Origin of the sequence: Qipengyuania pacifica, from assembly GCF_019711555.1 — a bacterium.
In the GTDB taxonomy this organism is placed as follows: Bacteria; Pseudomonadota; Alphaproteobacteria; order Sphingomonadales; family Sphingomonadaceae; genus Qipengyuania; species Qipengyuania pacifica.
The window spans coordinates 421,805-438,677 of the sequence record NZ_JAIGNQ010000001.1 but is presented as its reverse complement, the minus strand read 5'-3'; the positions used below and the strand labels follow the sequence as shown (position 1 = coordinate 438,677).

Annotated in this window: 18 protein-coding genes; 12 read left to right on the top strand and 6 right to left on the bottom strand. The window is 62.6% G+C overall.

Annotated features, from left to right (window positions below):
- Positions 1-21: 21 nt before the first annotated feature.
- Both ggt and K3177_RS02150 read right to left on the bottom strand, forming a co-directional pair.
- Positions 22-1,737: a gamma-glutamyltransferase gene (gene ggt, locus K3177_RS02155; protein WP_221596736.1), complete on the bottom strand. Its 1,716-nt coding sequence runs from the start codon at positions 1,735-1,737 to the stop codon at positions 22-24.
- Positions 1,738-1,747: 10 nt separating this feature from the next.
- Positions 1,748-2,776: a quinone-dependent dihydroorotate dehydrogenase gene (locus K3177_RS02150; RefSeq protein WP_221596734.1), complete on the bottom strand. Its 1,029-nt coding sequence runs from the start codon at positions 2,774-2,776 to the stop codon at positions 1,748-1,750.
- A gap of 341 nt (positions 2,777-3,117) precedes the next feature.
- Here K3177_RS02150 and K3177_RS02145 point away from each other — a divergent pair, with 341 nt between their 5' ends.
- The 10 genes from K3177_RS02145 to K3177_RS02100 all read left to right on the top strand — a co-directional run bounded on the left by K3177_RS02145 (position 3,118) and on the right by K3177_RS02100 (position 10,520).
- Positions 3,118-4,041, top strand: coding sequence for a helix-turn-helix domain-containing protein (locus K3177_RS02145; RefSeq protein ID WP_221596733.1), 924 nt, complete (start codon positions 3,118-3,120; stop codon positions 4,039-4,041).
- Positions 4,042-4,127: 86 nt separating this feature from the next.
- Entirely contained in the window at positions 4,128-4,538 is a 411-nt protein-coding gene (locus K3177_RS02140; RefSeq protein WP_196847973.1) for an SUF system Fe-S cluster assembly regulator, read from the top strand.
- Positions 4,535-6,016: a Fe-S cluster assembly protein SufB gene (sufB, locus tag K3177_RS02135; protein WP_103024768.1), complete on the top strand. Its 1,482-nt coding sequence runs from the start codon at positions 4,535-4,537 to the stop codon at positions 6,014-6,016. Before K3177_RS02140 ends, sufB begins: the two co-directional genes overlap by 4 nt.
- Positions 6,013-6,543: a DUF559 domain-containing protein gene (locus K3177_RS02130; protein WP_221596732.1), complete on the top strand. Its 531-nt coding sequence runs from the start codon at positions 6,013-6,015 to the stop codon at positions 6,541-6,543. The genes sufB and K3177_RS02130 overlap by 4 nt, the downstream gene beginning before the upstream one ends.
- 1 nt (position 6,544) lies before the next feature.
- Positions 6,545-7,288: a Fe-S cluster assembly ATPase SufC gene (gene sufC / locus K3177_RS02125; RefSeq protein WP_221596731.1), complete on the top strand. Its 744-nt coding sequence runs from the start codon at positions 6,545-6,547 to the stop codon at positions 7,286-7,288.
- Entirely contained in the window at positions 7,285-7,677 is a 393-nt protein-coding gene (locus tag K3177_RS02120) for a hypothetical protein (protein WP_221596730.1), read from the top strand. The genes sufC and K3177_RS02120 overlap by 4 nt, the downstream gene beginning before the upstream one ends.
- A complete protein-coding gene (locus tag K3177_RS02115) occupies positions 7,674-8,426 on the top strand; it encodes a SufD family Fe-S cluster assembly protein (RefSeq protein ID WP_345725338.1) in 753 nt (250 codons plus the stop codon). Before K3177_RS02120 ends, K3177_RS02115 begins: the two co-directional genes overlap by 4 nt.
- A complete protein-coding gene (locus tag K3177_RS02110) occupies positions 8,423-9,640 on the top strand; it encodes a cysteine desulfurase (protein ID WP_221596728.1) in 1,218 nt (405 codons plus the stop codon). Before K3177_RS02115 ends, K3177_RS02110 begins: the two co-directional genes overlap by 4 nt.
- Complete coding sequence (locus K3177_RS02105) at positions 9,637-10,158, top strand: SUF system Fe-S cluster assembly protein (RefSeq protein ID WP_196847243.1); 522 nt, start codon at positions 9,637-9,639, stop codon at positions 10,156-10,158. Before K3177_RS02110 ends, K3177_RS02105 begins: the two co-directional genes overlap by 4 nt.
- The gene (locus K3177_RS02100) at positions 10,155-10,520 is read left to right on the top strand and encodes a HesB/IscA family protein (RefSeq protein WP_103024774.1); all 366 of its coding nucleotides are present in this window, start codon (positions 10,155-10,157) and stop codon (positions 10,518-10,520) included. The genes K3177_RS02105 and K3177_RS02100 overlap by 4 nt, the downstream gene beginning before the upstream one ends.
- Positions 10,521-10,588: 68 nt before the next feature.
- Here the strand turns inward: K3177_RS02100 and K3177_RS02095 are convergent, their stop codons facing one another.
- Complete coding sequence (locus K3177_RS02095; RefSeq protein ID WP_221596726.1) at positions 10,589-11,002, bottom strand: hypothetical protein; 414 nt, start codon at positions 11,000-11,002, stop codon at positions 10,589-10,591.
- On the bottom strand, positions 10,995-11,687 hold the full coding sequence (locus tag K3177_RS02090; RefSeq protein WP_221596724.1) for an EI24 domain-containing protein: 693 nt from the start codon (positions 11,685-11,687) through the stop codon (positions 10,995-10,997). The genes K3177_RS02095 and K3177_RS02090 overlap by 8 nt, the downstream gene beginning before the upstream one ends.
- A gap of 109 nt (positions 11,688-11,796) precedes the next feature.
- Between K3177_RS02090 and K3177_RS02085 the strand changes: the two genes are divergently transcribed.
- Positions 11,797-12,792, top strand: coding sequence for an adenosine kinase (locus tag K3177_RS02085; RefSeq protein WP_221596722.1), 996 nt, complete (start codon positions 11,797-11,799; stop codon positions 12,790-12,792).
- Between the two features lie 131 nt (positions 12,793-12,923).
- On the opposite strand, the gene K3177_RS02080 is transcribed toward K3177_RS02085, so the two are convergent.
- The gene (locus tag K3177_RS02080) at positions 12,924-14,117 is read right to left on the bottom strand and encodes a tetratricopeptide repeat protein (protein ID WP_221596720.1); all 1,194 of its coding nucleotides are present in this window, start codon (positions 14,115-14,117) and stop codon (positions 12,924-12,926) included.
- A 14-nt stretch (positions 14,118-14,131) separates the two neighbouring features.
- Positions 14,132-15,406, bottom strand: coding sequence for a phosphoribosylamine--glycine ligase (gene purD, locus K3177_RS02075; RefSeq protein WP_221596718.1), 1,275 nt, complete (start codon positions 15,404-15,406; stop codon positions 14,132-14,134).
- Between purD and xseA the strand changes: the two genes are divergently transcribed.
- On the top strand, positions 15,405-16,862 hold the full coding sequence (gene xseA, locus K3177_RS02070) for an exodeoxyribonuclease VII large subunit (protein ID WP_221596716.1): 1,458 nt from the start codon (positions 15,405-15,407) through the stop codon (positions 16,860-16,862). The genes purD and xseA overlap by 2 nt on opposite strands.
- The last annotated feature ends 11 nt before the right edge of the window (positions 16,863-16,873 follow it).

Genomic DNA, 16,873 nt, shown 5'->3' with positions numbered 1-16,873 from the left:
GCAAGTTGGTCTGCACCAGTGTCAGGGTGCCTCGATCTGTCCGGCAAGACGCGGGTCACGCGCGGACTGCCACCCGGACGCTCCATATAAGACGGCGCCTCCTTTGACTGGCGCTTCTTGAAGAAACACATCCTTGTGGCCCAGTGATCGGAACGCAGCCTGTGCGCCTTCCAGCCAAGTACCCTTTTCGAGCATAACGCGGTCGCCATAGGCCATGATGAACGGCAGGCCGAGCATCTCCTCTGCCGATAAGCCAAAATCGATCGCGCCGATGATGCTACGTGCCGTCTGGACGGGGATGGTACTGCCGCCCGCAGCGCCGATCGCGAGGAATGGCCTGCCTTGCGGATCCCAAACCACTGTCGGCGACATGGAACTGCGCGGGCGTTTGCCGCCTTCCACGCGATTGGCGACCAACTTGCCGTCAATATCGGGCGAACGGCTGAAATCAGTGAGCTCGTTGTTCAGAAAGAATCCGCCCACCATCAGGCCCGATCCGAATGGCCCTTCCACAGTCGATGTATAGCTGACCATGGTATTGTCGGCATCGACCACAGCGAAATGCGTGGTCCCGTGTTCTTCGGGTTCGTCGCCATCCGCCAATGCGGTCGATGCGCCGGCGGGCACGCCCGCGACGGCTTCGGCAAGCGTGCCGCGCTCGTCGATCAGCGCACTGCGCTTGGCGATGTAATCGGGCGCGAGCAGGCCGGACACGGGTACCGACACGTAATCGGTATCGGCAAGATAAAGTTCGCGGTCCGCATAGGCAAGCCGCTGGGATTCCACGAAGAGGTGCCAGGTGACAGGATTGCGCGGCCCGAGCGCGGAAAGATCGAAACGCTCGAGCTGACCAAGCATCTGCAGCACGGCCACCCCGCCCGATGTCGGCGGCCCCATGGTGCAGACGCGGTACTCGCGATAGCTTCCGCACACGGCGTCGCGCGCTTTCGCGTCGTAAGAGGTGACATCGCCATAGGTCATCGCATCAGCATGCGGCGTATCGCTGGCGACGGTCGTTGCGATCGCGCGGGCCGTGTCTCCCGAATAGAAGGCTGCACGGCCACCCCTGGCGATCGTCTCAAGCGTCTGCGCAAGCTGTTCGTTCTTCACAACGGTGCCCACCGGCAGGGGCTGACCTTCGGCATCGAAGAAAATACTGCGCGCCTGTGCCGAGTGTGCGGAGCGGTTCCTGGCCGACTCGAGCATTCCGTTGAGGCGCGGATTCATTTCGAAACCCTGCCTCGCGAGCTTGATCGCTGGCTCGAACAGGCTGGCCCAGGGCAGCTTTCCGTAGGCGGCATGTGCTTTGGCGGCCAAAGCGATATTGCCTGGTACCCCGACGGATAATCCGCTGCGTACCGATTCGATGAAGGGCGGCAACTGACCGTTTTCATCCAGAAACCAATCGGGCGTGGCGCTGGCAGGCGCAGTCTCGCGTCCATCGAACGTGCCGACCGACCCGTCTGCCGTACCGCGGACCATGAACCCGCCGCCGCCGATGCCCGAACTTTGCGGCTCGACGACGCCCAGTGCCAGCATGACCGCGATTGCCGCGTCGGTTGCGCTGCCGCCACGGGCGAGCATCTCTTCACCCGCTGCCTGAGCGCGTGGGTCGGCGGCCGATACAGCGCCAGCCAGATTGCGAGGCGCGTCTGTAGACGTCGAAGAAAGCGGAGTATTCGTCGTGCAGGCGGCAAGCGCCAGCGCGAGTAGCGATGCGGATAGGGTTCTGGTCATGCGCATGGTGCTATTCGCTTCCGACCGCTTCGGCAATTGAAGCGAAGCCGTCGCGCTGCATCAATTGCTCTATACCCTTCAGAATTCTGCGCGGTAGCCCCGGCCCCTCGAAGACCATCGCGCTGTACAGCTGGACGAGACTGGCGCCGGCGCGAATGCGGGCCCAGGCGTCGGCCGCATCGGCAATGCCGCCGACACCGATGAGCGGCACGGCCCCACCGGTTGCCCGGCGGAAATCGCGCAACCGCTGCTGTGCAAGGTCACGCAAGGGTGCACCGGACAACCCGCCGGTTTCACTAGCCTGGCGCGACTTGAGGATGGGGCGTGAAATGGTTGTGTTGGACACGATCAGAGCGCCCAGCCCCTTGTCGATCGCGATCCGCGAAATAGCGTCGATATCGGCTGGCTCCAGATCCGGCGCCACCTTGAGGAAAATGGGCACGGTGTTCGCGCCGCGCGCATCGATCACGGCGTCCAGCAGGCCGGATAAGGCATCTTCGTCCTGCAGTGCCCGCAGGCCCGGCGTATTGGGGCTCGATATGTTGACCGCGAGATAGGAAGCATACGGCGCCATGGTTCGCGCCATGACTTCGTAATCGGCGATCCGGTCCTCGCTGTCCTTGTTGGCGCCGATATTCACGCCGACGATGCCAAGGCGTCCCGATCGCCTTGCGAGCCGGGTTTCGGCAACATCGGCTCCGCGATTGTTGAAGCCCATCCGGTTGATCACTGCCCGATCTTCCACCAGCCGGAACAGCCGCGGCTTGGGGTTGCCCGCTTGCGGACGGGGCGTGATAGAACCGACTTCGGCAAATCCGAAACCCAGACCCAAAAGCTGGTCGGGTACTTCCGCATCCTTGTCGAATCCCGCAGCCATTCCGAGCGGATTGGGAAACTGCAGCCCTGCCACCTCGACTGCGAGGGGGCCTGTTTTTGGCGGACCGGCCCGGGGCGAAACGGCAAGCGCCCTCACAGTAAGGCGGTGGGCAAGCTCGGGATCAATCTTGAAGAGCAGTGGGCGGGCCAGATCGAATATCATGCCCTGCGCCATGGCGCGGCGCAGATACCATGTCGAGACGCTTCATGACGCTTGGCGGGCGCCGAATCCGAGAAAAAGTGGGCCGCTTCGGGAAGGTCTGTCGCTTGCATACAATCAACTCGCGGAGATTCGATCTAACACATCCTTGCGACCCGAAGGGCTCGGAGCATTTCTGCGACGAGTTCTCGACTTCAAAGGGGTAGCCTTAACGGGCTACCCCCTTTTTTTGTCGCCCGCTTCCATATTTGGTGGCGCTTCGCACAGTGGTGTGATTACGAATTGCGGCCCGTCTGCGTAATAATACGGGGGGGGCGCAAAGTTGGGACTTCGGGGGGAAGGTATTGTCGCGACTGCAAAAAGACGACCCTTCGCACTCGCTCGAATATCTCGATCTGCCGACTGATCTCGCGCCCTATCTGAACGGGATATATGTCTGGCGTACCGCGGAAACCGTGATCGACGATCACATACCGGCCTATTCAGGTCAGATGGTTGTGATCGCACAAGGACGCGGACGGATGCAGTTCGGCTCAACGGATCTGGAAGATGCCGGCGTGGCCAGTTTCCTTGCCCCGATGGGCGAGTCGCGGCGAATCGTGGTTGAGGGCCCGGCGTTCGTATGCGGGCTTTCGCTGAACCATCTGGGCTGGGCTACGCTGACAGGCCTGCCGGTAGACGAACATCAGGATCGCTTTCTCGAACCCGACTATGTTCTGGGCGAACGACTGGGCGACGAACTGACGGCGCTGATACCGCGTTGGCACGCCGGGACGCTGGATGACGCGGGATTGGCGGGCGCCATGTGCGATGTTGCCAGAAAGGCGCTGACACCGTTGCCGAGCAGGCAGATGGCCGTAATTCAAAGAACAGTCGAATGGCTGGCAAGCTCGATCCGTCCGGACATCAATGACCTTTATGCGACGCTGCCCTATTCGAAACGCCAGGCACAACGGCTGGTAGCGCGGTTTTTCGGGCAATCGCCGGTCAGGCTCGCCCGCCGGTTCCGCGCCATTCGCGCGGCAGCCCATATGCTGCGGCCCGACATTCCCGAACCGATCGAAACGGGTATCCAGGCCGCGTTTTACGATCAGGCGCATATGATCAAGGAAATCCGCTACTTTACCGGGCTCACTCCTAAGGGTCTTCAGCAGAATGCAGGATCGTTTGCCAATTATCTGCTCGGCCCTGATGGCCTGACGCCGCTCGATCCGTTCGCCGCGACCGCGCGCACGGAGAATGCGACACCTCGCGATGGGGACGATTGATAACGACTCGCAGCAAGGCGTTTTCCGTTGAAATGGCCAGGCAAGCCTCTTAGCTGACCAATCGGAACGATTTGGTCCGATTTGATATGCGCCTTTCTAACCTTGCCGATTATGCCGTGGTCACGATGAGTGCCGCTGCCCGCCATTGCGGCGGTGCACGCACCAGTGCGGCAGAGCTGGCCGCCGAGACCGGATTGCCGGTTCCGACGGTGCAGAAGCTGGTAAGCAAGCTGTCGGCTGCAGGGCTGCTGCGATCCACGCGCGGTGCCGGCGGCGGGCTGCAATTGGCGCGGCCTGCTGCGGCGATTACCGTTGCCGACATCGTCGAGGCGGTCGAAGGGCCAATCGCACTGACCGCCTGCGTCGAAGGCACGGACTGTTCTGTCGAACATGACTGCACCGTCAAACCTCACTGGCCGGTCGTCAACGAAGCGTTGCGAGGCGCGCTGGCGGCGATTCCGCTGACCCAGCTGGCCCGCACAAGAGAGATTGCATGAGCGAAAATATCGACATTCAGGATCGAGAAGCGAAGGAAGCTGCCGAAAAGGCCGCCGAATACGAACACGGCTGGTCGGCTGAAATCGACACCGAATTCGCCGAGAAGGGCCTTAGTGAAGACACCGTCCGGTTCATCAGCGCCAAGAAGGGCGAGCCGGAATGGATGCTCGACTGGCGGCTGAAAGCGTTTCGTCTGTGGCAGGAAATGGAAGAGCCGGACTGGGCCAAGCTCGGCTATCCGGCGATCGATTACCAGGACGCCTATTACTACGCGGCACCGAAAAAGAAGGAAAAGCTCGCCTCGCTCGACGAGCTAGATCCGGATATCAAGGCGGTTTACGACAAGCTCGGCATACCTGTGGCGGAGCAGGAAGTGCTTGCCGGTGTCGAGGGCGCGCGCAAGGTCGCGGTCGATGCAGTGTTCGACAGCGTGTCTGTCGCCACGACCTTCCGCGAAGAGCTGAAGAAGGCTGGCGTCATCTTCCTGTCGATCAGCGAAGCCATCAAGGAATATCCCGAACTGGTGAAGAAATGGCTGGGCAAGGTCGTGCCTCAGCATGACAATTTCTTCGCGACTCTCAACTGTGCGGTCTTTTCCGATGGCACCTTCGTCTATGTGCCTGAAGGCGTGCGCTGCCCGATGGAACTCAGCACCTATTTCCGCATCAATGCCGAAAATACCGGCCAGTTCGAGCGCACGCTGATAATCGCCGAAAAGGGCAGCTACGTGAGCTATCTCGAAGGCTGCACCGCACCGATGCGGGACGAGAACCAGCTGCATGCTGCCGTGGTCGAACTGGTCGCGCTGGAAGATGCCGAGATCAAGTATTCGACCGTCCAGAACTGGTATCCCGGCAATGCGGAAGGCAAGGGCGGGATCTACAATTTCGTCACCAAGCGCGGCCTCTGCCAGGGCGCGCGGTCCAAGATCAGCTGGACGCAGGTCGAAACCGGCAGCGCAGTGACGTGGAAATATCCCAGCTGCGTTCTCAACGGCGAGGACAGCGTGGGCGAATTCTACTCGGTCGCGGTGACGAACAATTACCAGCAGGCCGACACCGGCACCAAGATGATTCACAACGGCAAGGGCAGCCGTTCGACGATCATCTCCAAGGGCATTTCGGCGGGCAAGTCGAACAACACCTATCGCGGGTTGGTGCGCGTGGCGGCCAATGCCGACGGCGTGCGCAACCGCACCGAATGCGACAGCTTGCTGATCGGCGACCAGTGCGGCGCGCATACCGTTCCCTACATCGAGGTGAAGAACCCCGGCGCGCAGATCGAGCACGAGGCGACCACCAGCAAGATCAGCGACGACCAGCTGTTCTATGCAATGCAGCGCGGCTTGGATGACGAGGAAGCCATGGCGCTGATCGTCAACGGTTTCGCCAAGGACGTGCTGAAAGAACTGCCGATGGAATTTGCAGTCGAAGCGCAAAAGCTGCTGGCGATTTCTCTCGAAGGGAGCGTGGGGTGACCGAACGCAAAACTCTCCAGCTTCGCGATCCCTCAGAGGTCAGCGACGAAGCGCCTGCGATCAAGAAGAAGGGTCGCGGCTGGGAAATCTCCGAAAAGCGGCTCGATGCGCTGCACGACCGCGCCCGCGAAATGCGCCGGCACTCCTCGCCGGCGCACAAGGCGCTGGCGGCCCGTTTCGCAAAGGAAGATTTCGGGAAATACAAGTTTTCGCGCCACACGGTGGTCGGCTCGGCGATCCTCGATTTCGTATCGCATCCACTTGGCCTCGCCATAGCGATCGACGAGGAGGACCAGAACGATGCACTGGCCAAGCGCCGCGACAAGAGCCTTGCCAGCGTCGGCATCGAAGTGCTGCGGATACCAGCAGCAACTATCCTCGAGGACGTGGAAGCTGCGATGCACCCGATCTTCGGTGCCATGAATGCTCGCTACCGCGACAAGGAAACTGCGCGCCGCGCCCATCAATCGAAATACGGACCGACGCCCCGGCGCCCCCGCGCCCCGCGTCGAGACGACAGGAAGTAACATGCTGAAAATAGAAAATCTTCACGCCGAAATCGACGGCAAGACCATTCTCAACGGCCTTTCGCTGGAAGTGCCCGCGGGCGAAGTCCACGCGATCATGGGCCCCAATGGCGCGGGCAAATCCACGCTGGCGTATGTGCTGGGCGGACGCCCGGGTTACGAGGTTACGCAGGGATCGGTAGAATTCAACGGGATCGATCTGCTCGATATGGAGCCGCACGAACGCGCCGCAGCCGGCCTGTTCCTGGGCTTTCAGTACCCGGTCGAGATACCCGGCGTCTCCAACCTCCAATTCCTGCGCGAGGCGCTCAATTCGCAGCGCAAGGCGCGGGGCGAAGAGCCGCTTACGGGTGGTGAATTCCTCAAGCTGGCCAAGGACAAGGCCGCGCTGCTCAAGCTCGACCCGGAAATGCTCAAGCGCCATGTGAATGTCGGCTTCTCGGGCGGCGAAAAGAAGCGCGCAGAGATGGTGCAGATGGGCATTCTCGATCCCAGGTTCGCAGTGCTGGACGAAACCGACAGCGGACTGGATATCGATGCGCTGCGCGTTGTCGGCGACGGCATCAACGCGATCATGCGTTCGCCGGAGAAGGCGGTGCTGCTGATCACCCACTATCAGCGCCTGCTCGATTACGTGACACCGGCCAAGGTGCATATTCTCGCAGGCGGCCGGATCGTCACGACTGGCGGACCCGAACTCGCGCAGAAGCTTGAGGCCGAGGGGTATGAGGCGGTCGCGGCGTGAAGAAAATTGCAATCATACTGATGCTGATGGCCGGCGCCGCGCATGCACAGGACGCAGCGCCATCGGCCGACCCTGTCGATCACCAGATCGTCGTTATCGGCGAGAAGCTGAAGACGTGGAAGGGCGGCGTCACGAAAGAGAATGGGAGGCTCATGTGTCGCACGAAGGAAAGCACGGGCGACAAGCAGCTCGATGCAATCCGATGCGGGGGCATGCTGACCTGCATCAAGCCGCTGGAGCCGCGGATCGACAAGCTGATGTCTTCCGACGCATCCCGCCTGGAAAAGCGCGATAAGTTCAACGCGATGCTGGCCGGGACCAAGCCTTGTCTCGACGAATACGAAGACGCGGCCATCGCCCGACTGGCCGCGGAAAGGACCAAATCGTGACGACGGCAACCCTTCCTACCCGCAAGGACGAAGCCTGGCGCTATTCCGCGGTCGAAAGGCTGCAGGGCGAGGCACTGGACGACTGGCGCGAGATCAAAGTCGAGGCTGGCGATAGCTTTGGCGAGATACTGGTGATTGCCGACGGCGCCAGCAACCCGACGGAATTGCATCGTTGGCGCGTGACCGTCGGCGAAGGCGCGACGTGTGAACTGTTCGCCGTGCTTGCATCGGCCGAATACGCCCGCCTCGAAATCGAGGTGACCTTGAACAAGGGCGCGCATTTCGAATTCGGCGGGATTACCGTTGGCGGGCGCGACACGGTGCGCGAATTCGTCACGCGTACCACCCATGCCCAGCCCGAAGCGACCAGCAACCAGACCGTGCGCAGTGTGCACTGGGGACATGGCACCGGGAATTTCCTTGGCAATATCGATGTGGCTCGCGATGCGCAGAAGACCGATGCAGCGCAGGATTTCAAAGGGTTACTGCTGGAAAAGGGCGCCAGTGTGAACGCCGTGCCGCAGCTCGAAATCTTTGCCGACGATGTGAAGTGCGCGCATGGCGCCAGTGTCGGCCAGCTCGATGAAACGGCACGCTTCTATATGGCGGCGCGGGGGCTTTCGCCCGATGTGGCTCGCCGTCTGCTGGTGCAGGCCTTTCTTGGCGATGCGCTGGTGTCGCTGGAGGATGAGGCGAAGCGCGAGGAGTTGATGAAAGTCGCGCTCGACAAGGTGGACAAGTACTTGTGAGCGATACAGCCGTCCTTTCCCGCAAGGCCGATTTCCCGGGACTCGTCACGGCCGATGGCGAGCCTTGGCACTATCTCGATACGGCGGCGTCTGCGCAAAAGCCGCAGGTGGTGGTTGATGCAATGAGCCGCGCGCTCGGCGTCGACTATGCCACGGTGCATCGCGGCGTGTACGGGCGCAGCGCGCAGATGACGCTTGGTTACGAATCTGCCCGGCGGCGGGTTGCGGAGTTCATCGGCGCGAAAAGCGAGAACGAAGTGGTCTTCGTGCGCGGTGCGACAGAAGCGATCAACCTTGTCGCTGCGAGCTGGGGCATGGTGAATATCGGCGAGGGTGACCGGATCGTGTTGTCCACGCTCGAGCATCATTCCAACATCGTACCCTGGCAGATGGTGGCGGAGCGTACGGGGGCGCAGATCGATGTCTGTCCGCTGACGGAAGACGGGCAGATCGACCTCGGTGCGCTCGAAGCGATCCTCACGCCGCGAACCAAGCTGGTTTCGCTGGCGCATGTTTCCAACGTCCTTGGCAGCGTGCTCGATGCGCGGGCCGCGGCGGATCTCGCGCATTCGGTCGGTGCGAAGCTGATGCTGGACGGATGTCAGGCGGCGCCGCGCATGACGCTCGACATGGCCGCAATCGATTGTGATTTCTACGCTTTTTCCGGACACAAAATCTACGGACCCACCGGAATCGGCGTGCTGTGGGCGCGCGAAGAGATACTGGATGGCATGCCCCCGTGGCAGGGCGGCGGGGCGATGATCGACCGCGTGACCTTCGAAAAGACCACTTACGCCCCGCCTCCGCAGCGGTTCGAGGCCGGCACGCCGATGATCACGGAAGCGATCGCGCTGCACGCGGCGATCGAATACATCGATGATATGGGTGTCGATCAAGCGTATGATCACGAGCGTCGGCTCGCCCGAACACTGCGTGAAGCACTGTCTGCACACAATTCGATCCGTCTGTTCGGGCCGGAAGAGAGCGCCGGCATCGTCAGCTTTGCGATGGAGGGGGTTCACCCGCACGATCTGGGCACCATATTGGACGAAGAACATGTCGCGATCCGGGCCGGACATCACTGTGCGCAGCCGCTGATGGACCATCTCGGCGTCCCCGCCACCGCCCGCGCAAGCTTCGGGCTGTATTCCGACGAAAGCGACATTGCTGCCCTGCTGCGCGGCATCGAACGTACCCAGAGGATCTTCGGATGAGCGAAGAAACGAATACCGATACTGATTTCATCGCGGCCCCCCTGCCGGGTGATGTGGCGCCTGCCGACAATGCAGGCGGCAAGCCCCCGCGTGCGCGGGTGGAGGATGCCGTCGATACGGAAGAATCCCCGCGCGAGACGATGGAACGCAAGCGCGATTATCTGGAGGGGTTCCTGCAGAAAAAGCCGGAGAACGTGCCCGCAGGCGCGCCCGGCGGCGATCTGTACGAGGCCGTGATCTCCGCGCTCAAGGAAATCTACGATCCGGAAATCCCGGTGAACATCTACGATCTGGGGCTGATCTACGGCGTCGAGGTCGATGACGAAAGCGACGTGACCGTCACCATGACGCTGACCACGCCGCATTGCCCGGTGGCCGAAACCATGCCGGGCGAAGTCGAACTGCGCGCTGCCAGCGTGCCGGGCGTCCGCGATGCCGAAGTCAATCTGGTCTGGGATCCGCCCTGGGGCCCGGACAAGATGACCGACGAGGCGCGGCTGGAGTTAGGAATGCTATGAGCGACACCGAAACGAAAACCCGCCCCGCACCGAAGGCCGCCGTGATCCTGACCGCCGCCGCCGAGCAGCGCGTTGCCGATCTGATGGCCAAGGCCCCGGAAGATGCGATCGGCGTGAAGCTGTCGACCCCGCGCCGCGGCTGCTCGGGTCTGGCCTATTCGGTCGACTACGTCAGCGAGGAAACCAAATTCGACGAGAAGATCGAGACCCCCGGCGGTGTGTTCTACATCGACGGCGCCAGCGTCCTCTATCTGATCGGGAGCACGATGGACTGGGTGGAAGACGATTTCACCGCCGGCTTCGTGTTCGAAAATCCCAATGCCAAGGGCGCTTGCGGCTGCGGCGAAAGCTTCATGGTCTGATGACCGGGTAAATCGCTACCGGCGTCTGCGGCCGGAGCGCGGCGTTCCAGCCTTGCGCAGTTCGGCCCTTACCGCCTGAGCGCCCGCACACAGGCGGCGCGGTCCACATCGATGCCGTCGCTTGCCCGCCGGGCATCGACATAGGTGGCGCTTGGCTCTCCGCGCGGTTGAAGTGGGTAGAGATAGACGTCGAGCACGCAGGCATCGCCGGCAAACTGCAGTTTCCTCGCGTCGCCTTCCTTCACATTGAGCTGCGGTGCGCCGAAGAGATTGGCGAGCGCGGTTTCATTCTTCCCGATGACATTTTCCAGCCCTGGCATGTTCATGATGCGCGGGGCGCGGAAGGCCTGCGTCGTCGGCGCGGGGCGTACCTGCTGCGGCGGCGTGCCGGCAGACGGGCGCGACGGGCCGGGGCCAGAGGGTGAGGGCGTGCTGACGCAGGCACCGAGAAGGGGGAGCAGGAGAAGGGCAGATTTACGCATTCGGAACTCTCTGTCGGGCGCGGTGGACCATGTGGGTCGCGGCGGCAGCGCCTATTATCGGGGCGAGCAGGTTGATGAAAGGGACAGCGAGAAGCGCGACCACGACACCGCCGAGCAGGAAGCGGTTCACGCCGCCCATGGGGGCGCTTTCGGCTGGATTGCTGCGATGCCTGATCCATACCATGTCGCGCAATTCGCGCCCGATCAGGAAGGCGTTCACCGCCCAGAACACGGCGGCGGCGCCGATCCCGGTGAAAAGCAGCAGCGCGGCGACCGGCAAAGCCGCGGCATTGGCCAGCACGGTGCGCACCAGCGAGCGCAGCGCATTGCCGACGTCTTCGGTGAAAGGGATGTCGCGTACGCCATGCGCGGCGTGCGGATAATGTTTCGCCTCCACCGCGCGTACGACGTCTTCGGCGAAAAACTGTAGGACGAACAGCGCGACCACGCGAAACAGGAACCAACCCGCGATGATCATGCCGGCTGCAGCGACAAGGGCACCGAATGCGGATGTATCGGCCTGGGTGAAACTGTCGATCGCCCGTTCCACACCGACATAAAGCGCCGCGCCGCCGGCCAGAAAAATGCCGAGCGTTATCAAGGCGGTCTTGAGCAGGACGCCGAGGATCGCCCGGTCGCCGAGCTGGCGTAGCGACAGGGCGAGGGCGGCAGGCAGCGAATTCATGCGAGGCGGGGGATGCGCGCGCCGCCGTTCCAAGTCAACGCCGCCCTTGGCGCGCGGGCGACGAACCGCTAACGGCGCCCGACATACCGAAATCCCTCCCGGAGTATCCATGACCGAACCCCGCTACGACGTGATCGCCATCGGCAATGCCATCGTCGACGTAATGTCACCCTGCACCGAAGAACTGATCGACGAGCTCGATCTGAACAAGGGCGGGATGACGCTGGTGGACGAAGACGGCGCGCAGCGGCTTTACGAAGCGATGGGCCCGGCGCGGGAAATTTCGGGCGGTTCGGCAGCGAACACGCTGGCAGGCATGAGCGCGCTGGGTGCCCAGTGCGCCTTCGTGGGCCAGGTGGCCAAGGACCAGCTGGGCGATGTGTTCACGCACGACATCCGCGCCGTCGGCATCGATTTCGACACGCCATCGCGCGACGGCCAGCCCTCGACCGCACGCTGCCTGATCTTCGTGACGCCCGATGGCGAGCGGACGATGAACACCTTCCTCGGCGCCAGCCAGTTCCTGCCGCCAGCCGCGCTCGACGACGAGCTCATCGCCAGTGCGGGCATTCTCTATCTCGAAGGCTATCTGTGGGACCCGGAAGAGCCGCGCAGCGCAATGCGCCGTGCGATCGAGGTTGCGCGCAAGGCCGGCCGCAAGGTCGCCTTCACTGCGTCGGAAAGCTTCGTGATCGATCGCCATGGCGATGATTTCCGCAAGATGATCGAGGAAGGGCTGATCGACATCATGTTCGTCAACGAAACCGAACTGGCGACGCTGACGGGCGAAAGCGAGTTCGAAGCAGGCCTCGCCGCGCTCGACGGCAAGATCCCGGTGCTGGTCGCGACCCGCAGCGCCAAGGGCGCCGTCGGTATCGCCAATGGCCAGCGCGCCGAAGTGAACGCCGAGCCGGTCGAGAAAGTGATCGACACCACCGGTGCAGGCGACCTTTTTGCGGCAGGCTTCCTGACTGGCCATGCCCGCGGCGAAAGCCTCGAGACCTGCCTGCGCATGGGCTCGATCTGCGCCGCCGAAATCATCTCGCACTACGGCGCGCGGCCGGAAGTGGATCTGAAAGCGCTGATGGCCGAGAAGCTGGGCTGACCACTCAAATTTCCAGACGGTTCGCTTCAGGCGAGATCGTTAAGAGCCTCGAAGCAGAGTTTCGCTCTTCGGGTGCAAAGGCGCGCAACATCCAGGAAGAGATTCTGCACGTTATCTAAAATCGACAATTCTTATCTAGTATCTCGCTCGGCATCGATCGCTATTGAACGGTCGTCGTCATTACGTGCCAGATCCTTTCTGCCGGACTTCCAGTAGGCATCGGCTCGGAGGCGGAGAGCGAAATAGTCGTCCGGATCTACGTTCAAGGCTTGGGTCAAGTAATCGATTGAGCGCGAATACTCCTTGTCATGAAAGGCAAGGAGTGCGCGGCCATGAAGCACAATTGGCCATGCTTCGCCGTCTTTGTTTATGGTAGCGAAGTCCTTTTCTGCCTTCTCGCGCTCGCCTAGCCACACATATGTGATGCCGCGATTTGCCAAGGCGTAGGCATTATCGGGAGACCGTTCGTGCAGTGTCGTGAAATCTCGGACCGCCTCTTCCAATCGACCGTGATCGAGGTAGAGCAGGCCGCGATCTAGATAGGCTGCGTCGTTGTCCGGACGCAAGGCGAGAGACGCATCGAAATCCGCGAGAGAACGCGAAAAATCCTTCGTGCGTTGATAAACGAGAGCGCGATTGTAGAGCGCGTATGAGTTGCTTGGATCAAGGGCAAGTGCATCAGAATAATCTCGTAGCGCGAGAGTATCGTTGCCAAGCCGGTGGTTTATCGCCCCACGGTCTGCGAGCAGGTTCGCTCGCTGGTCAAGGTCGAGATCGCTTTCAGCAAGTAACGCACTGCAAGTCGCCAGAATTTCGATCAGCTCATCTCGGCTATTACCATCGTCGCAATGCGGAGTTGCGTTTTCGCGACCCGCGCCGAATGCGGCCGCAAGAAGTCCTGCACCTAATATACCGTTCCAGATCATGGACGCCCAGTAGCGCTTCGGGTGCTCTGTTCTGGAGAACCTACTTACAAAACCGCGTAGCAGGAGTTCGATTTCGCCTTTGCGCCAACTCCATACAACCGTGCAAAGAGCATAGCTGCCCATCGCGCCGAAAAGTGCCTGAGCGAACAAGGGCGAACGTGCAAACTGCGCTGCCCACGGGGTGAAAACGAACGCCCCAATGCCGGCAAGCCCGACCAAAGCCGTAAGGCAGAGAAGAAGATGTCTGAGGGACTTCCAACTCAAATCTTCAGGTGGAAGAGTGATATCGCGTGGGGTTAACCCATGAGCGAAATACCGCCAGACATACGCCGCCGGCCCAAGCGAAATTATGGCGAGTGCAAGAACAATCCAGATTTGTGGCGGCACCTGGTCGAACATCTGGTCGAACTGCGTTACCCCTGCTCCCGCCGCACTTCGCGTTGACCAATATCGCGTCGGCAGAAGCCGTCGGCAAAGTCGATGGCGTCTACCGCGGCATAGGCTCTGGCCTGCGCTTCGGTGGCGCTGGAGCCGCGGGCGGTTACGTTGAGGACGCGGCCTCCGCTGCTGGTCAGCGTATCGCCATCCAGCTTCGTGCCTGCATGGAAGACCCTGGCGCCATTGGCCTCGGCCTCGCCAAGATCGATCCGGCCGCCCTTCTTCGGCGTATCGGGATAACCTTCCGCAGCCATGACCACCGTCAGCGCGAAATCATCGGACAGTTCGGGCGCGTCGATTTCGGCCAGCCGCCCCTGTGCACAGGCCAGCATCAGTTCGACGAGGTCGCTTTCCAGCCGCATCATCAGCACCTGGCATTCGGGATCGCCGAAGCGCGCATTGTACTCGATCAGTTGGGGGCCGTCCTTCGTCAGCATCAGGCCGGCGTAGAGCACGCCGGAATAGGGCGTGCCTTCGGCCGCCATGGTACGCACGGTCGGCTCTACGATCTCGCGCATGACCTGCGCCTGCAGGGCATCGGTCAGGACGGGGGCGGGGGAATAGGCGCCCATGCCGCCGGTATTGGGGCCGGTATCGCCTTCGCCCACGCGCTTGTGATCCTGCGCAGTGCCGATGGGGACGATGGCCGTGCCGTCGGTCAGCGCGAAGAAGCTGGCTTCCTCGCCGGTAAGGAACTGTTCGATCACGACTTCGCTGCCGGCGCTGCCGAACCTGCCATCGAACATTTCGCCCAGCGCTTCCTGCGCCTGTTCGTATGTTTCGGCGATGACCACGCCCTTGCCTGCGGCGAGACCGTCAGCCTTGAGCACGAAGGGCGGCTTGAACCGCTTGAGCGCGCCCCATGCCGCCTCCAGCGAGGTGCAGCGTTCATACCGCGCGGTGGGGATGCCGGCGCGCTGGCACAATTCCTTGGTGAAGCCCTTGCTCCCTTCGAGCTGGGCGGCCAGTTTCGAGGGGCCGAAGGTATCGATCCCCGCTGCACGCAGCGAATCGGCCAGCCCGTCGACCAGTGGCGCTTCGGGGCCGATCACGACGAGGCCGATGGCATTGTCCTTCGCAAAGGCAATAACGGCATTGTGATCGGTCGCATCGACGGATGTGCATTCGGCAAGCTGTGCTATGCCCGGGTTGCCGGGCGCCGCCCACAACTTGTCGCACAGCGGCGATTGCGCCAGTTTCCAGCCAAGAGCATGTTCGCGCCCGCCACTGCCGAGCAAAAGGATATTCATGACCGCCGATTTCCCGTCAGATTCAGATGATGCGAGCTTGGTAGCGAAGCCCTACGCAGGCGACAACGCCGAGCCGCTGACGGTGAGCGAAATATCGCAGGCGCTGAAGCGAACGGTGGAAGACCGGTTCGGCTTCGTGCGGCTGCGCGGCGAATTGTCGGGCGTGAAGCGGGCCGCGAGCGGTCATATGTACTGCGCGCTCAAGGACGAGAACGCGGTGCTCGACGGGGTGATGTGGCGCGGCAATGCGGGGCGCCTGCCGTTCCGCCCGGAAGACGGGCTGGAAGTTGTGGCGATGGGCAAGATCACGACCTATCCGGGGCGCTCGAAATACCAGATCGTGATCGAACGGATGGAACTGGCCGGCGAAGGGGCGCTGCTGGCGCTGCTGGAAAAGACCAAGGCAAGGCTCGAGACGGAAGGGCTGTTCGATCCCGCGCGCAAACGGCCGCTGCCCTATCTGCCGCGAACCATCGGGGTGGTTACATCGCCCACGGGGGCGGTGATCCGCGATATCCTCCACCGGCTGGCAGACCGTTTCCCGAGCCGCGTGATCGTGTGGCCGGTGCTGGTGCAGGGCCAAGGCGCGGCAGAGCAGGTGGCAGGCGCGGTGCGCGGGTTTTCCGCCCTGCCCCAGGGTCATGCCGATCGGCCCGACCTCGTCATCGTGGCGCGCGGAGGCGGTTCGATCGAGGATCTGTGGAGCTTCAACGAGGAAGTGGTGGTGCGCGCCATCGCCGATTGCCCGATCCCCACGATCAGCGCGGTCGGACATGAAACCGACACCACTCTGGCAGACTATGCGGCGGACCGCCGCGCGCCGACGCCCACCGCGGCAGCCGAAATGGCAGTGCCGGTGCGCGCGGAACTGGCTGCGGCGCTGGCGGATTTCGAGGCGCGCAAGAAGCGGGCGATCCTGCGTCCGGTGCAGCTTGGCCGGGAGCGGCTCCAAGCACGGGCCGACCGTTTGCCAAAGCGGGAGGCGCTGTTAGAGCCGCATGCGCAAAGGCTCGACGATCTGGCCGAGAGGCTGCGACGGGGCCTGCGCGACCGTGCGGCCCAGGGGCGGGAGAGGCTGTCCAACCTTCGCCTTGCGCCTGCTGTGCTGGAACGCAACCTGCGCGAGGCACAGCGTGCGCTGGCGGGACAGAAGCTGGCGCCTGCGCTGGTCGAACGTCCGCTGGCCGAACGGCGCGAGCGGCTGGCGGCGTTGGGGCGGCTGGCGGAGCAACTGCATCCCGACCGCCCGCTGGCGCGCGGCTATGTCCGGGTCACCGATGCGGAGGGCAGGACCATCACCGACAGAGCGGGCGCGGCAGGGGAAGCGGCGCTGACGCTGAAGTTCCGCGACGGCGATCTCGACGTGTCGACCGGTGGAGCGGCAGCGCCCACCGCGCCGCGCCGCAAGCCGACGAGGTCCGGAACTGCCCACAAGCAGGAAGATTTGTTCGGTTAAGGTGGACCTGC

Coding starts and splice junctions, on each gene's coding strand:
- ggt (WP_221596736.1), bottom strand. CDS start 1,737: ATGACCAGAACCCTATCCGCATCGCTACTCGCGCTGGCGCTTGCCGCC.
- K3177_RS02150 (WP_221596734.1), bottom strand. CDS start 2,776: ATGATATTCGATCTGGCCCGCCCACTGCTCTTCAAGATTGATCCCGAG.
- K3177_RS02140 (WP_196847973.1), top strand. CDS start 4,128: ATGCGCCTTTCTAACCTTGCCGATTATGCCGTGGTCACGATGAGTGCC.
- sufB (WP_103024768.1), top strand. CDS start 4,535: ATGAGCGAAAATATCGACATTCAGGATCGAGAAGCGAAGGAAGCTGCC.
- sufC (WP_221596731.1), top strand. CDS start 6,545: ATGCTGAAAATAGAAAATCTTCACGCCGAAATCGACGGCAAGACCATT.
- K3177_RS02105 (WP_196847243.1), top strand. CDS start 9,637: ATGAGCGAAGAAACGAATACCGATACTGATTTCATCGCGGCCCCCCTG.
- K3177_RS02100 (WP_103024774.1), top strand. CDS start 10,155: ATGAGCGACACCGAAACGAAAACCCGCCCCGCACCGAAGGCCGCCGTG.
- K3177_RS02095 (WP_221596726.1), bottom strand. CDS start 11,002: ATGCGTAAATCTGCCCTTCTCCTGCTCCCCCTTCTCGGTGCCTGCGTC.
- K3177_RS02090 (WP_221596724.1), bottom strand. CDS start 11,687: ATGAATTCGCTGCCTGCCGCCCTCGCCCTGTCGCTACGCCAGCTCGGC.
- K3177_RS02085 (WP_221596722.1), top strand. CDS start 11,797: ATGACCGAACCCCGCTACGACGTGATCGCCATCGGCAATGCCATCGTC.
- K3177_RS02080 (WP_221596720.1), bottom strand. CDS start 14,117: ATGTTCGACCAGGTGCCGCCACAAATCTGGATTGTTCTTGCACTCGCC.
- xseA (WP_221596716.1), top strand. CDS start 15,405: ATGACCGCCGATTTCCCGTCAGATTCAGATGATGCGAGCTTGGTAGCG.
- purD (WP_221596718.1), bottom strand. CDS start 15,406: ATGAATATCCTTTTGCTCGGCAGTGGCGGGCGCGAACATGCTCTTGGC.